General features: G+C 43.8%; 13 protein-coding genes and 1 CRISPR repeat array (1 of these 14 only partly in view). Of the genes, 10 read left to right on the top strand and 3 right to left on the bottom strand.

The genetic code is table 11. From position 1 onward, the window contains the following. Positions 1 to 2941: a CRISPR direct-repeat array (repeat unit 37 nt; unit sequence GCCGCAATTAAACTAAACCCCTATTAGGGATTGAAAC) (it extends 7661 nt beyond the left edge of the window). A gap of 59 nt (positions 2942 to 3000) precedes the next feature. Together QUA56_RS36770 and QUA56_RS07800 are read right to left on the bottom strand one after the other, a co-directional pair. After that, positions 3001 to 3930 (bottom strand): trypsin-like serine protease, encoded by a 930-nt coding sequence (locus QUA56_RS36770; RefSeq protein ID WP_445242882.1) that lies wholly within the window; start codon positions 3928 to 3930, stop codon positions 3001 to 3003. 224 nt (positions 3931 to 4154) lie between these two features. Continuing rightward, complete coding sequence (locus tag QUA56_RS07800; RefSeq protein WP_333355594.1) at positions 4155 to 4733, bottom strand: thylakoid membrane photosystem I accumulation factor; 579 nt, start codon at positions 4731 to 4733, stop codon at positions 4155 to 4157. A 562-nt stretch (positions 4734 to 5295) separates the two neighbouring features. Between QUA56_RS07800 and QUA56_RS07805 the strand changes: the two genes are divergently transcribed. The 3 genes from QUA56_RS07805 (at position 5296) to QUA56_RS07815 (ending at position 8553) form a co-directional block, all read left to right on the top strand. Then, positions 5296 to 6198 carry an undecaprenyl-diphosphate phosphatase gene (locus tag QUA56_RS07805; protein WP_333355417.1) on the top strand — a complete coding sequence of 301 codons (903 nt, stop codon included), beginning with the start codon at positions 5296 to 5298 and terminating at the stop codon, positions 6196 to 6198. A 334-nt stretch (positions 6199 to 6532) separates the two neighbouring features. Next, positions 6533 to 6841 (top strand): antibiotic biosynthesis monooxygenase, encoded by a 309-nt coding sequence (locus tag QUA56_RS07810; protein ID WP_333355420.1) that lies wholly within the window; start codon positions 6533 to 6535, stop codon positions 6839 to 6841. Positions 6842 to 6966: 125 nt separating this feature from the next. Continuing rightward, entirely contained in the window at positions 6967 to 8553 is a 1587-nt protein-coding gene (locus QUA56_RS07815) for a DUF4070 domain-containing protein (RefSeq protein WP_333355422.1), read from the top strand. Between the two features lie 123 nt (positions 8554 to 8676). Here QUA56_RS07815 and QUA56_RS07820 read toward each other — a convergent pair whose 3' ends face one another. After that, on the bottom strand, positions 8677 to 10014 hold the full coding sequence (locus tag QUA56_RS07820; protein WP_333355425.1) for a tetratricopeptide repeat protein: 1338 nt from the start codon (positions 10012 to 10014) through the stop codon (positions 8677 to 8679). 306 nt (positions 10015 to 10320) lie between these two features. Between QUA56_RS07820 and QUA56_RS07825 the strand changes: the two genes are divergently transcribed. The 7 genes from QUA56_RS07825 to QUA56_RS07855 all read left to right on the top strand — a co-directional run bounded on the left by QUA56_RS07825 (position 10321) and on the right by QUA56_RS07855 (position 16574). Beyond that, positions 10321 to 10452, top strand: a complete 132-nt coding sequence (locus tag QUA56_RS07825) for a hypothetical protein (protein ID WP_333355427.1) — start codon at positions 10321 to 10323, stop codon at positions 10450 to 10452. 303 nt (positions 10453 to 10755) lie between these two features. Beyond that, positions 10756 to 10902, top strand: a complete 147-nt coding sequence (locus tag QUA56_RS07830) for a hypothetical protein (protein ID WP_333355430.1) — start codon at positions 10756 to 10758, stop codon at positions 10900 to 10902. 127 nt (positions 10903 to 11029) lie between these two features. Further along, complete coding sequence (locus tag QUA56_RS07835; RefSeq protein WP_333355433.1) at positions 11030 to 11362, top strand: hypothetical protein; 333 nt, start codon at positions 11030 to 11032, stop codon at positions 11360 to 11362. Positions 11363 to 11516: 154 nt separating this feature from the next. After that, on the top strand, positions 11517 to 14075 hold the full coding sequence (locus tag QUA56_RS07840) for a sigma 54-interacting transcriptional regulator (protein WP_333355436.1): 2559 nt from the start codon (positions 11517 to 11519) through the stop codon (positions 14073 to 14075). A 27-nt stretch (positions 14076 to 14102) separates the two neighbouring features. After that, on the top strand, positions 14103 to 14345 hold the full coding sequence (locus QUA56_RS07845; RefSeq protein ID WP_333355439.1) for a hypothetical protein: 243 nt from the start codon (positions 14103 to 14105) through the stop codon (positions 14343 to 14345). Next, entirely contained in the window at positions 14338 to 14706 is a 369-nt protein-coding gene (locus QUA56_RS07850; RefSeq protein WP_333355441.1) for a type II toxin-antitoxin system RelE/ParE family toxin, read from the top strand. The genes QUA56_RS07845 and QUA56_RS07850 overlap by 8 nt, the downstream gene beginning before the upstream one ends. A gap of 230 nt (positions 14707 to 14936) precedes the next feature. Continuing rightward, entirely contained in the window at positions 14937 to 16574 is a 1638-nt protein-coding gene (locus tag QUA56_RS07855; RefSeq protein WP_333355444.1) for an ATP-binding protein, read from the top strand. The last annotated feature ends 166 nt before the right edge of the window (positions 16575 to 16740 follow it).

The following is a 16740-nucleotide window of genomic DNA, read 5'->3' on the forward strand; positions in this document are numbered from 1 at the left end:
TAAACTAAACCCCTATTAGGGATTGAAACATGTTTTACAAGTTTTTTGCTTTAATCAACAAAAGCCGCAATTAAACTAAACCCCTATTAGGGATTGAAACATGCGATCGGTCGCTAGTGCAGGGCTGACAGGATAGCGCCGCAATTAAACTAAACCCCTATTAGGGATTGAAACTTTTCACTTTTACCGTAAATCGATTTGAATCAATGCCGCAATTAAACTAAACCCCTATTAGGGATTGAAACTGCTACGTAATTCATAGAATGTTGAGGCGGATTATGCGAGCCGCAATTAAACTAAACCCCTATTAGGGATTGAAACTGAGTAATCAACAATCTCCCCTATACCCCCCGTAGCCGCAATTAAACTAAACCCCTATTAGGGATTGAAACCCAAGTTGATGATTTTAGTGATGGTGATACCAATAAAGCCGCAATTAAACTAAACCCCTATTAGGGATTGAAACATTTACGACACGACTATTACTTGCAATCTACCTATGGCCGCAATTAAACTAAACCCCTATTAGGGATTGAAACTCGCAAATTCCCAATTCTGCCAGCACTTCTGATTTAGTCCTGAGCCGCAATTAAACTAAACCCCTATTAGGGATTGAAACGCCGGGGAATCGCTCGGGCGATCGCTCGCCAATTTCATGCCGCAATTAAACTAAACCCCTATTAGGGATTGAAACTTTCGCAAGAATGTATACTGGGTAAAGGTTTCAGCCATTTGGCCGCAATTAAACTAAACCCCTATTAGGGATTGAAACCTGAGAAAATATTGATACCCCTATCATTCCTCGGAACGCCGCAATTAAACTAAACCCCTATTAGGGATTGAAACCTGCGAAGCATTTCTTGAGACTCAATATCCCACACAGGCCGCAATTAAACTAAACCCCTATTAGGGATTGAAACCGACCAACTGAGGCAACCTCAAACCAGCGAAAAGACAAAAAGCCGCAATTAAACTAAACCCCTATTAGGGATTGAAACTTCCGCCTTTTCTCCATCCAAAAACAAACTAGGGCCGCAATTAAACTAAACCCCTATTAGGGATTGAAACTGGCAACAGTGAGACGTTTACATTTTGTACTTTCTTGCCGCAATTAAACTAAACCCCTATTAGGGATTGAAACATGCTTATCCCGTTTACCCAACAGCAAAGTTTTAAGTTGCGCCGCAATTAAACTAAACCCCTATTAGGGATTGAAACTGAATCTTCTAATTTTTCAGCACCCTGCTTTTGCGCCGCAATTAAACTAAACCCCTATTAGGGATTGAAACGCGGCGGTAAAGCTCGCACATCACCAGGGCGTCAGCCGCAATTAAACTAAACCCCTATTAGGGATTGAAACTTCAAATTAATCTGCTGCCACCGCAAGTTCACGAGCTCCGGCCGCAATTAAACTAAACCCCTATTAGGGATTGAAACCTGGCGGAGCGGCTGATGCAGCAGCCTGGGGTTCCGGTTCTGTGCCGCAATTAAACTAAACCCCTATTAGGGATTGAAACCGCGGGAATCTTCCCCGACACCGCAGAAGCTTCAGTTACGCCGCAATTAAACTAAACCCCTATTAGGGATTGAAACTTGGAATAAACGATGCGGCCGAATTTGGACTCGATCGGGCCGCAATTAAACTAAAACCCTATTAGGGATTGAAACTCGCCGGAGACCGAAAGTTGCAAGTGCTGGAACTTTTTGCCGCAATTAAACTAAAACCCTATTAGGGATTGAAACACTCTTCAAGCTGCTTCTTATTATTTAGTTAAGGGCCGCAATTAAACTAAAACCCTATTAGGGATTGAAACGCCCGCTGGGAGCACGTTGAGCTGCCAGCCGATTTCCTGCCGCAATTAAACTAAAACCCTATTAGGGATTGAAACGCACGTCGGGAATTGCAGATTATGACCCCATTGGGGGAGTACTCGGCCGCAATTAAACTAAAACCCTATTAGGGATTGAAACTGAATCTTCTAATTTTTCAGCACCCTGCTTTTGCGCCGCAATTAAACTAAACCCCTATTAGGGATTGAAACGCGGCGGTAAAGCTCGCACATCACCAGGGCGTCAGCCGCAATTAAACTAAACCCCTATTAGGGATTGAAACTTCAAATTAATCTGCTGCCACCGCAAGTTCACGAGCTCCGGCCGCAATTAAACTAAACCCCTATTAGGGATTGAAACCTGGCGGAGCGGCTGATGCAGCAGCCTGGGGTTCCGGTTCTGTGCCGCAATTAAACTAAACCCCTATTAGGGATTGAAACCGCGGGAATCTTCCCCGACACCGCAGAAGCTTCAGTTACGCCGCAATTAAACTAAACCCCTATTAGGGATTGAAACTTGGAATAAACGATGCGGCCGAATTTGGACTCGATCGGGCCGCAATTAAACTAAAACCCTATTAGGGATTGAAACTCGCCGGAGACCGAAAGTTGCAAGTGCTGGAACTTTTTGCCGCAATTAAACTAAAACCCTATTAGGGATTGAAACACTCTTCAAGCTGCTTCTTATTATTTAGTTAAGGGCCGCAATTAAACTAAAACCCTATTAGGGATTGAAACGCCCGCTGGGAGCACGTTGAGCTGCCAGCCGATTTCCTGCCGCAATTAAACTAAAACCCTATTAGGGATTGAAACGCACGTCGGGAATTGCAGATTATGACCCCATTGGGGGAGTACTCGGCCGCAATTAAACTAAAACCCTATTAGGGATTGAAACGAAGTTTCCGAAGCACTTGCTCCCGCATAAACTGCCGCAATTAAACTAAAACCCTATTAGGGATTGAAACGAGTTCCGCATCTTTGCGATCGGCTTTAATCAATATCCGAAGCCGCAATTAAACTAAAACCCTATTAGGGATTGAAACGCAGAGCAACACGCACGGCGATACCGATTCTGACCGCAATTAAACTAAAACCCTATTAGGGATTGAAACTATTTGCATCACAAAAAACCTGATTTTAGCGACAATGCCGCAATTAACCTAAACCACTATCAGGGATTTTTTGTCACCCGATCGATCCAAGCAGTATAAAACGATACCCGCGTGTCGCCGGAAATTTCCCCAAAACTGCCGTTATCATCCACATTATCAACATCGGCGATGTTTGTTTTGAAAAATCCCCGATCGCTATAACCCCAAGAACTAATCCCCGCAATCTTCCCGTCAACAAACGAAGGCCCGCCCGAATCTCCGCTAGCCGTAGCTATCTCATTTTTCCCCAAACCCCGATCGGCAAACCTCGAAAAATGCCTCCCAAAAGTATCGTGTTCCGCAGTACCATCATCAAAATCAAAGATTAATTGACTTCCGAAAACCAATTCTGACATATCTGATTCTGTAGCATTTTTCAAAACATCAATTAACGCATCGTAGCGGTTCTGACCGCTATATCTTTTCGCTTCAGAATTAGAATTTTCATCCTGTCCCTCCGCACCTACACCGATATATCCGTATCCCACCTTTGTAAATACTTTACCGATTTCATTTTTATTTCTATTTATCTCGTACTGTTCGATACTTCGCGGCGCCGCTTTTTTCAGCTTCAAAATAGCAATATCGTTGCCAACTTCCGATTCGTAACCAGTCCAACCAGGATGGATGTAATACTTGCTAACGGGGATGCTGACTTCACCCCTGGGCCATGTAAAAGTTGCTTTGACTGCCGTTTCTGGAGGAACCTTGACTCCCCCTTCATTCAGACAGTGGGCCGCCGTGAGAATGTACAATCCTCCTGTTAGCAGGGAACCAGTACACTGAACTGGTTCGAGATAAGCGACACCTGTATATTGATTTAAAGCTAAAGGCCTGTGGGAACTGCTGTCACCAAAAGCGCTAATTATCGATCGTCCGATTTCTGCTGTTTCTAAAACTAAAAATACAGTCAAAACTAGCATTAATAAGATTTTGATTCCTGACTTCATTGTTATCGTATCCGATCGATTAGTGTGGGAGGGCGGGTTTATGAATTTGTTGGCTTGGAGAGCGAGAATACTGGCGAGCCCGCCCCTACAAGACCTTGCATTAGATCGTAACAGATCCGTCGAACTCGATCTCATTGGTAATTAGTTGTTATTGTTAACAACAACTAACAACCAATAACTAACCAATTACTATTGACTATTGACTACTGACTACCGACTACTGACTACTTCGACAATTCGATATTAAGTTCGTTCACGACGCGGCGTTTCAGCGGGATGGATTTTTCTCTAGGTAGCAAGTCAAATACTTTCCGAAAAACATCATCTACCTTTTCAAATGCCACTTGTCCTTTAGCATTAAAAACTACTTTTCCAGATTGGTCTAGAAGTACGGTTTGAGGTACAAAACCTTCGTAATAATGACCCGGATTGGTGAGTTCCGGTGAGGGTTGGGGAGGCAGGGAATCGATGGATACAGGTATAAAATCGGCTTCGCGGCCGTAAAATTCCTGAAGTTGAGAAACAACGATCGCGAATTGCTTGCAGTCGCTGCTATCATCTGTATAAAACACCAGCAAAGCCGGTTTCTTGCGTTGAAAAGAATCTGTGAGTTTGACTTTAGGAGGAACTAGGGAACCGTTGCCGGCGTAGAGGGCAAAGATTGTACCGTCGAAGCGATCGTCCGTGAGAGTTGCGAATGCGGGGGCTGTGCCGGTCAGCAGTATGAAGCTAAGTGCGATCGTCACAGTTAAAAGACTAGCAGACAAGATTCGCCGCAGCCAGCGTTTGCCAGAAGCAGCCATAAAAATTAAATTTTGGTAATCGGAAAATATCATAGGTTGTTGGCAGTTGCTGTAAAGTGGCGAAAAAGCGTGCAAAACATTATTAAGCTTATCAGCAAATGCCAGCATTTGCTGGTGAGTAGGTTAAATTGGTTTTTGGCCAACTATTTTAATTTGTTTTTAGTTGCGATCGGCAGTAGGATTCAGAGCGAATCTGGTTAAATGAATGGACTATGGGTAGGGACACGACGCCGTGTCCATTGGTGACAACAACTTAACGTCAAACGTAGTACCGATCTGCTGTCTGACGATTAGGCTCTCGATCCCCCCTAGCCCCCCTTAATAAGGGGGGGGACAAGAGTCTGCTCAAAGTCCCCCTTAATAAGGGGGATTTAGGGGGATCTAGACTCAGGTAAAAACGATATTTATCAGGGGTTTCAGGCTGAAGTTGACACGCCTTGGACACAGCGCCGTGTCCCTACAAATATCCCGTACTATCCACCGGATTTGAGATTAACTGATAACTGTTGAGTGACAGCTAAGAACTGACAACTGGGAACTGACAACTGGGAACTGACAAAAAATGACTGCTTTTCTTGACCTACTCCTCGCCCAAACACCCGCTGCTGATGTTTCCGGGCCCGCTAAAATTAATATCTTACAGGCGATTATTTTAGGCATTGTCCAAGGATTAACAGAATTTTTGCCGATCAGCAGCAGCGCTCATTTGAAAGTCGTGCCGCTTGCATTAGGCTGGGCAGATCCGGGTGTTGCTTATACTGCTGTAATTCAGTTGGGCAGCATTGTGGCAGTGCTTTGGTATTTCTGGAAAGACTTGACAACTATAGCTATTGGTGCATTTAAAGCGATTGCCAGCTCTGACTACGATTCCCAAGAGTTTCGGATGGCCCAGGGGATTGGTTTGGGAACAATACCGATTATCTTTTTTGGGCTGCTAATCAAGATATTGGTTCCAGATTTTGACAAGTCGCCGCTGAGAAGTTTGGGTGCGATCGCCACTGCTTCCATCGTCATGTCGCTGCTGTTAGCAATCGCCGAAAAAACTGGCAAGCGTCACCGCGATTACGAAAAATTAGAGGTCAAAGATGGTATTTTAATGGGATTAGCTCAAGCAATGGCAATAATTCCCGGTGTTTCGCGATCGGGTTCTACGCTAACAGCAGGATTATTCATGGGATTAGAAAGAGCAGCAGCGGCGCGGTTTTCTTTCTTGTTAGGAATTCCCGCAATTACTCTGGCTGGTTTAGTGGAATTGAAAAGTGCTTTGGGTGAAGGATTGGGTGAAGGTGCAGTTGTAGCTTTGATAGTGGGAACAATTTCAGCGTTTGTATTTTCCTATATTTCGATCGCGTGGCTGCTCAAGTTTCTGCAAACTCACAATACGTGGATTTTTGTGTGGTACAGGCTGGCATTTGGGGTAGCGATTTGGACTGCGATCGCAGGTGGCGCATTGGTAAATCAGTAGGTTTTTTTATGACAAGAACAGGCAAGATACCTGTTCCACACAATCACAACAGGCATCTTGCCTGTTCCACCAAGACTGAAGTTTCTTGTGGGACGGGCATCTTGCCCGTCCATAAAAACCCGATTGAGAGCTAACAAGCTGTTAGTTTTGAACTCAAATCGCAGCTAGCCGTGGAGGATGTATGCCGAGTTACATCAGTCAAGCGATCGCCGATTTTTCCCTCTCAATTATTTTTTGTCAAACACTCTTTGGTTAGCTAATTTATTAGCTATCATAGTAACGATTATTGATATTTTAAAATAATTATAATTTCCTAAAATCTGGAATAAAGCCTGTGATACTAGAAGTTGCGATTATTGATGTTAAACCGGGTTTAGTTACTGAGTTTGAAACTGCTTTCAAAATAGCATCAACTATTATTTCATCTATGCCAGGATATATTTCCCATGAACTACAACGTTGCTTAGAAACTGCGAATCGATATATTCTGCTTGTACGCTGGCAGAAATTAGAAGACCACACAGTGGGTTTTCGACAATCACCGCAGTACCAAGAGTGGCGTTCTCTACTGCATCATTTCTATGACCCATTCCCAACGGTAGAACATTATGAAATTATTTTGCATAACTCCAACGATGAATAGGGCAGGGCATAATATAAACGATCGCCATCGGCTGCATAAAAGTGTTAAAATATCAATGTTTTAGGGTAATCTTAAATCCTAATATTCGACCTCACGAGGGGATGTTCTATCTTTGAGTTTGTTTTATGAACGTTTTACTCCTCTATCCCCTATTTCCGAAAAGCTTTTGGTCGTTTGAGAAAACCCTAGCATTACTCGATCGCAAAGCCATGCTACCGCCGCTAGGATTGGTAACTGTAGCAGCTATTTTACCTCAAACATGGGAATTTAAGTTAGTCGATCGCAACGTGAGTTCAGTGACAGAGGCTGACTGGGATTGGGCAGAATTGGTGATTCTTTCGGCGATGATCGTCCAAAAGGAAGATTTATTAGATCAGATTCGGGAAGCGAAACGGCGGGGTAAACAAGTCGCTGTGGGCGGCCCCTATCCTACCGCTTTACCCAACGAAGTGACAGATGTTGGCACAGATTATTTGATTCTGGATGAGGGTGAAATTACTTTACCACTGTTTGTCGAGGCGATCGCCAAAGGTGAAAAATCTGGCATATTCCGCGCCAACGGCGAAAGGCCAGATGTTACCACTACCCCAATCCCTCGATTTGACCTGCTGCAATTTGATGCTTATGCCGAAATGTCGGTACAATTTTCGCGGGGATGTCCTTTTCAGTGCGAATTTTGTGACATAATTGTTCTCTACGGCCGCAAGCCCCGCACCAAAGCGCCGGAACAATTACTTAACGAACTTAATCGCCTTTACGAGTTAGGCTGGCGGCGCAGCATTTTTATGGTTGATGATAATTTCATCGGCAATAAACGCAATGTAAAACTGTTTTTAAAACAACTAAAACCCTGGATGGTAGAGCATCAATATCCCTTCTCCTTTGCGACAGAAGCATCCGTCGATATAGCACAGGATCTAGAATTAATGGATATGATGGTGCAATGCAATTTTGGTGCTGTATTTCTGGGAATTGAAACACCTGATGAAGAGAGTTTAAAGCTGACTCAAAAACACCAAAATACGCGCGATTCTCTCAGCGATGCCGTACAAACAATTACGCGATCGGGCTTGCGAGTCATGGCAGGTTTCATCATCGGCTTTGATGGCGAGAAAACAGGTGCAGGGGCGAGAATTGTCAAGTTTGTCGAGCAAACTTCAATTCCCACTGCACTGTTCAGTATGCTGCAAGCCTTGCCGGATACAGCACTCTGGCACCGACTGGCAAAGGAAGGGCGGCTTCGCAGTAAATCTGCCAATATCAACCAAACTACGTTGATGAACTTTGTCCCGACTCGCCCGCTAGAAGAAATTGCCCGCGAATTTGTCGAGGCATTTAACGAATTGTACGATCCAGAAAAATTTCTCGATCGCGCTTACCGACACTACCGAATTCTGGGCGAAGCGACTTATCCGAAAAAAGGGAAAAGGGCAAAGAAACCGATCGATTGGATCGTGATTCGTGCCTTTTTGACTATCTGTTGGCGGCAGGGTTTCATCCGCCAAACCCGCTGGCAGTTTTGGCGCAATCTGTGGAATATGTGCCGGTACAATCCCGGTGGGGTAAGCAGTTATCTGGCGGTATGCGCGCAAATCGAACACTTTGTGGAGTATCGTGATATTGTGAGACGGGAAATTGAGGAGCAAGTCGCACTATTTTTACAGGAGAAAATCGCGATCGAAGATGAGGTGAAAGTCGAAGTAGCTGTATAATTTTGTACGATCGCGCCTTTGAGAAGCTTGGGGCGATCGTACTTTTCATTTTTTGATAAAAATAGCCTACAAAATCGAGATATTCCCAACTCGAACGCTCGACGTTTGGGGAGTTTTTGCAGTTTATTGAAGTTTCCTCAGATTGTTCATAGCTCTTTCATAGTTATCTTTATCACCTTGTTGCTGAAATAAGTCTGCTGCTTTCTGAAAGTCTTGCATCGCCCCGGGCTTTTCTCCTAATTCAGCGCGGGCAATTCCCCGCCTTAAGTAGGCACCGGCATACTTAGGATTGATTCGCAAAGCTTCGCTGTAATCGGCGAGTGCACCCTGGCTGTCTCCTAAACGAAAGCGAGTAACGCCCCGGTTTAAGTAGGCAAAGGCCAAGTTAGGATTAATTCGCAAAGCTTCGCTGTAATCGGCGAGTGCACCCTGGCTGTCTCCTAAGTCATCGCGGGCATTCCCCCGGTTGATGTAGGCTTCGGCGTACTTAGGATTGATTCGCACAGCTTCGTTGTAATCGGCTACAGCACCCTGGTTGTCTCCTGAAACATAACGGATATTCCCCCGGTTGTAGTAAGCAAGAGCAAAGTTAGGATTAATTCGCACAGCTTCGTTGTAATCGGCTACAGCACCCTTCCTGTCTCCTAATCTAGAGCGGATATTTCCCCGGTTTAAGTAAGTCCCGGCATCGTTAGGATTAATTCGCAAAGCTTCGTTGAAATCGGCTAGAGCACCCTTGTTGTCTCCTAATTCAGAGCGCACAATTCCCCGGTTGTTGTATGCAGAGGCATAGTTTGGCTCAATTCGCACAGCTTCGCTGTAATCGGCTACAGCACCCTTGTTGTCTCCTAATCTAGAGCGGGTAACTCCCCGGTTGTAGTAGGTAGAGGCAGAGTCGGGATCAATTCGCAAAGCTTCGCTGTAATCGGCGAGTGCACCCTGGCTGTCTCCTGAGTCATCGCGGGCATTCCCCCGGTTGGTGTAGGCTTCGGCATATTTAGGATTAATTCGCACAGCTTCGTTGTAATCGGCTACAGCACCCTTATGGTCTCCTAAACGATAGCGGGCAAGTCCCCTGCCGTTGTAGGCTTCGGCATAATTAGGATTAAGCGCAATTGCTCGATCGTAAGCTGCTACAGCACCCTGATAATCTCCTTTTTCATATTTTTCCTCACCCTGAATAAAGAAATCCTCAGCTTTAAGTTCAGCCGCCGCAGACGCACTGGGAATCTTTACCCCTACATCCACTTGAGCTGATGCTAATAATCTCAAACTGGTATTAATCGGAATCCCCTGATTGAAAACTGGTTCTCCGTTCAGAATCCCAGTGCTAATATATTTGAGAGTACCGTTGCACAAAAAGCTATGATTTCCCGCACGGCTGGGTTGACAAAAGAGCGCTGTTGTGCTGGCAGAAACAACTAACCCTGTCAGGAGTCCCGTCAAAATTTTGAATTTCATAAATACATATTTTTGATAGATAGGGAGCATCCCATTTTTGCTTTCAGATCGTGGACGGTTGCATCAGAATAATATATTTGGATGATATAGAGTGCGAGCGTCTCGCTCGCGACTTATGCCGTTCGCTATGGACGACGTGAGCGCTCGTAAAAAAACGCTTTTTACCAAATTGGGATGCTCCCGATAGATATTCTCTCACAGCCAAGCTAAATTCACAACCCAGAACCGATCCTGATTGTAAAGGCGATCGACTTTAGCAAACTGCTATGCTAAAGAGAGAAAACTAACACTGCCATCAATCTGAAAATGCTACTTGTTCCTACCGCTGAACCAATTCCGCTGGTGGCTGATGCAAACGGTGTGATTCGCGTTAGCAGAACCCGCGTCACCCTAGATACACTCATTACAGCTTTTCTTGAAGGATGCACAGCAGAATAAATCAGGGAACAGTACCCGTCTATTCAACTTTCCGATATTTATTTTGCGATCGGCTACTACTTGCGACACCAATCCGAAGTTAACGCTTATCTGATGGAAAGTCAACGTCTTGCCGCAGAACTTCAGCAGGAAGCAGAAAGGCGTTTTAACCCAGTTGGAATACGCGATCGCCTATTAGCAAGACGCAACCAAAAAGGGTAGTTTTATATGCTGCGATTCTTGGCAGACTAGAACTTTAACAATCAGATTGTCCGAGGTATTCTGCGGCGGAATCCCGACGTTGATATTGTCCGCGTTCAAGATATGGGGTCGATCGAAGCAGACGACTCAACTGTCTTAGAATGGACAGCGCTGCAAGGGCCCGCGGTACTAACTCACGATGTAGCAACTATGACAAACTTTGCCTACGAACGAATGCAAGCAGGTCTTGCAATGCCTGGGTTATTTTAAGTCAGCCGCCGTGTTTCCGTAGGTTTGGCGATCGAGGAAATTTTGCTAATAGCTGAGTGCAGTCTGGAAGGAGAATGGGAAGGGCAAGTGCGATTTTTACCTTTACGCTAACGAGTTTAAGCAAACTATGTCAATACCGAAAAAAGGAACCAGAAAAATAATTGTTGATGGGCAGCCTTTCATCTGGCTAATCCGAAGACAAGCTACTTATACACAATCATGCTACGCTTGCGGAAATCTTCATGTTGCTGTCGAACACGCTGAAGAACCGGGCTCGGTGTTAGTTATCCTCACCGATCGACCTCATCCTCAAGGTTTGACTCCAGAAGTGAAATCAGTAACACCCTCTGATACAGCACAATGGATACGGCAAGCGGTGCGACTCGGATGGCAGCCTCGGCGATCGGGAATCACTTTTAATGTGCAGATTGCAGGAGGACGTGCAGAAAAAATATATTAGAGCGGGGAGTGTCGATCGGCTATGCTGAAGACAGAAAATGAACACCGCACTCAAACTCAAAATGCTAGTCGTTCCCAGCAGTTAATATTGATGTAGCACAAAAATATATATCCTACACCAACCACCACGATTCGGCTTTCGCCGACGCTAAGCGATGTCTACCAAAACATTAGTTAACTGGCTCGAACAGAGTACCGAATTAGGCATATTATCCCGCGAGATTTTACAGGCGATCGCGGGTGAAATGGAGATGACAACTTTTCCCCCTGGATTTCGAGTGGTAATAGAAGATACGCCCGTCACTAATCTCTATATCCTAGAACGAGGACAGGCCGATCGATACCGCAGCAAACAACCGGGTTTAATGTGGGCGAGTAGTTTGTTGCCGGGGGCGATCGTCAATTTATCGGCCCTTCAACGATCGCAACCTGCGGATAGTCGAATTATTGCTCGGACAGAGTGTCAATTTTGGGTAATTAGTGCCGATCGCTGGCGTGGTTTGCTAGAAAGATATCCACGGATCGCCGAAGCCTACGCTCAACGTTTGGCGGCGAAATTAGAGCAGCTAGAAGCAGAAATTGCCTACGAACGAGAGCGTCAAAATGCCCTCCGCAGCTATCTAGTACCTAGGGCGAAACGGGGAGTCATTGGCAATAGTCGTTATGCAGTGAAATTGCGCCAACAAATTCGCACGGCATCGAGTGACAGCCGATCGGTATTAATCTCTGGCGAACCTGGTTTAGAAAAGGATAATTTAGCTGCTTTAATTCATTTCGGTTCCCCTCGCCGCAACGAGCCAATAATTCAGATTAAAAGTGCTTTACTTCAGAGCAATGGAGCGGAATTATTCGGGCGGTTGGGCGGCAAACCGGGGCTGTTGGAATGGTTGGGAGAAGGGACGTTAATTTTAAATGACGTGCAAGAATTACCCGCTCAATTATGCCCCCAAATTCAGCAATTATTAACCGAGGGAACCTATACGCCAGTTGTCAAGGAAGGACAAATACCGCGACCACCGCGTTCTAGTAAGGCCCGGATAATTTTAATCTCAGAAATTGTGCAGCCCAAGCTAGATAAGCTGACACAACACAAGATTAAAGTCCCATCCTTGCGGGTGCGAAAAACAGATTTAGAGGCACAAGTCAACTATTATCTCAATATCATTGGTCGCAAAAAGAAATTAGTCAAGCCCCAAGTTACACCGGAAGCAATTCGCCGCTTACAAGCCTACGATTTTCCAGGTAATTTGCAGGAATTGCAGGGAATGGTCGATCGCGCCTTAGTTCAAGCACAGGGGAGTAAGGTATTAACGGAAGAAGTGTTTTGGGCCCAGGCAGCGAAGAAACAAAAGTTTCGGCTGAATTTATTAAATATTTATCCAAAATTTCGGCAATTTTTACGGAGCGATTGGTATCCCGATCGCGTGAATTATTGGTTTACCACCTGGGTGTTTGCATTGGTGGTAATTATCCTGTTTGTTGCTCCCCAAGATCGACAACATAATTTTGCCCTAAATATCTTTTGGGCGTGGTGGTGGCCGTTAATTTTATTATTATTCCCCATCATCGGGCGATTGTGGTGTGCTTTTTGCCCTTTTATGATTTATGGGGAAATCGTCCAAAAACTATCTCTGAAAATTTTTCCTCGAACTCTCAATAAATGGCCGCGCCAACAAGCCGAAAAATGGGGCGGTTGGTTTCTCTTTGGACTATTTACCCTGATATTTCTGTGGGAAGAGTTGTGGAATTTAGAAAATACCGCCTATTTATCCAGTTGTTTGTTATTGCTGATTACGGCGGGCGCGGTAATTTTTTCGCTAATCTTCGAGCGGCGGTTTTGGTGTCGTTATTTATGCCCGATCGGAGGCATGAATGGATTATTTGCTAAACTCTCAATCATCGAACTGCGCGCCCAACAAGGAACCTGCGCGGCGGAATGCACCACCTACCAATGTTATAAAGGCGGGCCCGCCTTGGGGGAAGGATTAACCACTAATGGATGTCCGATTTATTCCCATCCCGCCCAATTAACTGATAATAAAGATTGCGTCTTGTGCATGACTTGCTTAAAAGCTTGTCCCCATAGATCGGTTGAATTAAATCTGCGCCCTCCCGGAATCGAATTATGGACTACCCACGTTCCCCACAGTTATGAAGTCGCCCTGTTATTTTTATTACTAAGCGGTATCTATCTCCATCGCTTGCCGGAGATAAATGATTTATTAGGGCTAGGTATCAATTTAGACCAATTTATCCCTCATTTAGGACTTTCGCTCGCGGTGTTAATTATCCCGCCAATGATTCCCCTAGTAGCTTACGCCGTCATGCAGGCAATTTATCGATTGGGACAAGCAGAAAGCATCCCATTTACAACCTACAAACCCCTCTCATTTGTCTCTCTCGCCTACGGTTATTTACCCTTAGTCTGGGGCGGTAGTTTGGCTCACTATTGGCGATTGGGTTTGCAGGAAGGCGGTCGAGTGATTCCTGTAGCTTTTGCCACTTTCGGACAAATTAGAGACGATTTACCGAGTTTTATTGGCGATCCAGCGGTGATTAGTTTCTTGCAAGGTTTAACTTTGATTGTATCATTATTAGTTACAATATTTGTGACTCAAAATATTGCCAAGCGCTCAATTAAATCTTTGATTCCACAACATTTAGCGAGTTTGTGCCTGATGCTGAGTTTGTGGTATGCGATCGTTGGTAACTAATCTAAAATAAAACAATGAGGATTTACTATGACTTCACAACTTCAACAAGCGATCGATCTTGCTCAGTCACTGTCATTGATTGAACAAATTGAACTACTTAAAACACTATCCGGTATTATTCAACGCACCCATTCTCTGGAAACTCAAGCTACGACAACAGAAGAAGATACAGATTTTTCAGCAGTAAGCTTTGGCCAATCTTGGCAGCAAGCCATGACTGGACAAACATTACCCCTTTCTCAACTTTGGGAGGGAATCGACGTTGACTAATTCGCCCCTCGTTGAAATTCGTTTCACACCTGAATTTCAGCGAAAACTGAAAAGCCTCGCAAAGAAATACCGCCAAGTTCCAACAGATATTCAACCTGTGCTTGAACAATTACAACTTGGAGAATTTCTGGGAGATCAAATCCCCGACATTGGCACCCCAGTTATGAAGGTGCGGATTAGAAACAGCGATACCAAAAAAGGTAAGAGTGGTGGCTATCGTCTAATTTACTGGATTTCATCCACCAAGCTGATTGTTTTACTGGACATTTACTCAAAATCAGATCGGGAAGACATTGAGGTAGAGGAAATTCGTCAAATTATCACAAGGTTTCGCGCAACTTCTGAAGAACCAGATGCTTGAGTCTTTTCGTTATAATCCTATGAGTAGGCTGGGTTAAAGCAAACTATGTCAATACCGAAAAAAGGAACAAGAAAAATCCTTGTTGACGGGAGCCTTTCATCTGGCTCATCCGCAGACAAGCTAGTAATATGCAAGCAGACTACGGTTGCGGAAAGCTTCATGTTGCTATGGCAGAGCCGAAATATACAGCAAACCTCCTAAATTTATGACGTTGTAAGCAAGTAAACTATATGTCAATTGAAGTAGTTACAATCACCACAGAGCAGTTAAATCAGATACTTCAAAAGGAAGAAAGTCATTTTCTCGACTTTAAGGCGATAGAAGTAAAACCAGGAAAATTATGTAAATTTATTTCGGGATTTGCCAATGCTGATGGTGGAGAGCTTTATATCGGAATTGATGAAAAGACTGTCAGCAATACAAAAACAAAAGATTGGAGAGGTTTTGCCGATCAAGAATCTGCCAATGGGCATTTACAAATTTTTGAGCAATTTTTCCCTCTGGGAGATGGTTATTCATATACATTTCTTAGGGCTGAAGGTCATCCAGGTCGAGTTTTACAAGTAACTATTCTCAAATCACGAGGCGTAGTAGAAGCTTCTGATGGTATTCCATATTTGAGACGTTCTGCACAAACGTTGCCTATTACAACTCCGCAAGCTTTAGAAAGACTAAAACTCGATAAAGGCATAGAATCATTTGAAAAGAGAACTATTGATGTAGAGATTGAAGTAATCAAAGATTCTCAAGTTATGAGCGAGTTTATTAACGCTGTAGTTCCAACTACCGACGCAGAACTGTGGCTAAAAAAACAACAATTAATTCAAAGAAACAAACCAATAATTGCAGCTATTTTATTATTTGCAGATGAGCCTCAAGCTGTTTTCCCCAAGCATTGCGGCGTAAAAATTTATAGATACAAAACAAAAGATTCCGAGGGAACAAGAGACACTCTTGATTTTTCGCCAATAACCATCGAAGGTTGTTTGTACGATCAAATTAAGAAAGCGGTAACTACAACAATAGAAATAATTGAAAAAATTCCTAAAGTGGGACTTCACGGTTTAGAACAGATCCAATATCCCGAAGAAACTATTCATGAAATTGTAACAAATGCTTTATTGCATAGAGATTACAGTATAGCTTCTGATACTCACATTCGCATTTTCGACAATAGAATTGAGATTGAAAATCCAGGAAAATTGCCAGGTCACATTACAGTACAAAATATTCTGAAAGAACAATATGCCAGGAATGGAGCTATTGTTCGTATAATCAACAAATTTCCCGATCCACCTAATAAAGATGTTGGAGAAGGTCTCAATACTGCTTTTCTGGCAATGGCCAAATTAAGACTACAACCTCCTGAAATAGAAGAAAGAGAAAATTCTCTAATTGTATACATTAAGCACGAACCTCTAGCTTCAATAGAATCAGCAATAATGTCATATTTAGAGAAGCACAAAGAAATAACTAATAAAATCGCTCGCAAAGAAACTGGCATTCGTTCAGAAGCAACTATTAAGCAAGCATTTTACAGATTAAGAGACCGTAGACTTATTGAAGCTGTTCCTAAAAGAGCAAAACGTAATGCAGCTTGGCGTAAAGTTGGAATGATTGATGAAGATTCAGAAAATGCAATCTCAATTTATGAAATGTATTCAGAGTATGAGCGATTAGTCATGGAGTACCTGGAAGATCATGAAGAAATTACTAATCGCAGTGGTCGAGAAGTTATTGGAATCGATTCAGGTGAAGATATGAAAAATATTTTTTTTCGCCTGCGAAAGAAAGGACTGATAGAAATTGTGCCAGGTAAAACACGAATTAGTGCAGCATGGCGAAAAGTTCAATCTCGCCCAACTTAGGCAGGAATTACACACCCACTCTATATGTAGGGAAATTGTGTACATTACCGCTATAGGTAGTGTGTAACGCCAATTTTTGCGTAAGTCCTGTTAGGGTTGTAAGTTAAACTTGAGTGATATTTTTACCATAAAGATGGAGAGTTGGGTTTTGGGAAGTGCGATCGTT

It is taken from the genome of Microcoleus sp. N3A4 (assembly GCF_036701805.1).
GTDB lineage: Bacteria > Cyanobacteriota > Cyanobacteriia > Cyanobacteriales > Microcoleaceae > Microcoleus.

Bases quoted from the DNA above. Each gene is read 5' to 3' on its own strand.
- QUA56_RS07815 (WP_333355422.1), top strand. From the start codon at position 6,967: ATGAACGTTTTACTCCTCTATCCCCTATTTCCGAAAAGCTTTTGGTCG.
- QUA56_RS07830 (WP_333355430.1), top strand. From the start codon at position 10,756: ATGGGGTCGATCGAAGCAGACGACTCAACTGTCTTAGAATGGACAGCG.
- QUA56_RS36770 (WP_445242882.1), bottom strand. From the start codon at position 3,930: ATGAAGTCAGGAATCAAAATCTTATTAATGCTAGTTTTGACTGTATTT.
- QUA56_RS07845 (WP_333355439.1), top strand. From the start codon at position 14,103: ATGACTTCACAACTTCAACAAGCGATCGATCTTGCTCAGTCACTGTCA.
- QUA56_RS07840 (WP_333355436.1), top strand. From the start codon at position 11,517: ATGTCTACCAAAACATTAGTTAACTGGCTCGAACAGAGTACCGAATTA.
- QUA56_RS07805 (WP_333355417.1), top strand. From the start codon at position 5,296: ATGACTGCTTTTCTTGACCTACTCCTCGCCCAAACACCCGCTGCTGAT.
- QUA56_RS07800 (WP_333355594.1), bottom strand. From the start codon at position 4,733: ATGGCTGCTTCTGGCAAACGCTGGCTGCGGCGAATCTTGTCTGCTAGT.
- QUA56_RS07820 (WP_333355425.1), bottom strand. From the start codon at position 10,014: ATGAAATTCAAAATTTTGACGGGACTCCTGACAGGGTTAGTTGTTTCT.
- QUA56_RS07825 (WP_333355427.1), top strand. From the start codon at position 10,321: ATGCTACTTGTTCCTACCGCTGAACCAATTCCGCTGGTGGCTGATGCA.
- QUA56_RS07835 (WP_333355433.1), top strand. From the start codon at position 11,030: ATGTCAATACCGAAAAAAGGAACCAGAAAAATAATTGTTGATGGGCAG.
- QUA56_RS07855 (WP_333355444.1), top strand. From the start codon at position 14,937: ATGTCAATTGAAGTAGTTACAATCACCACAGAGCAGTTAAATCAGATA.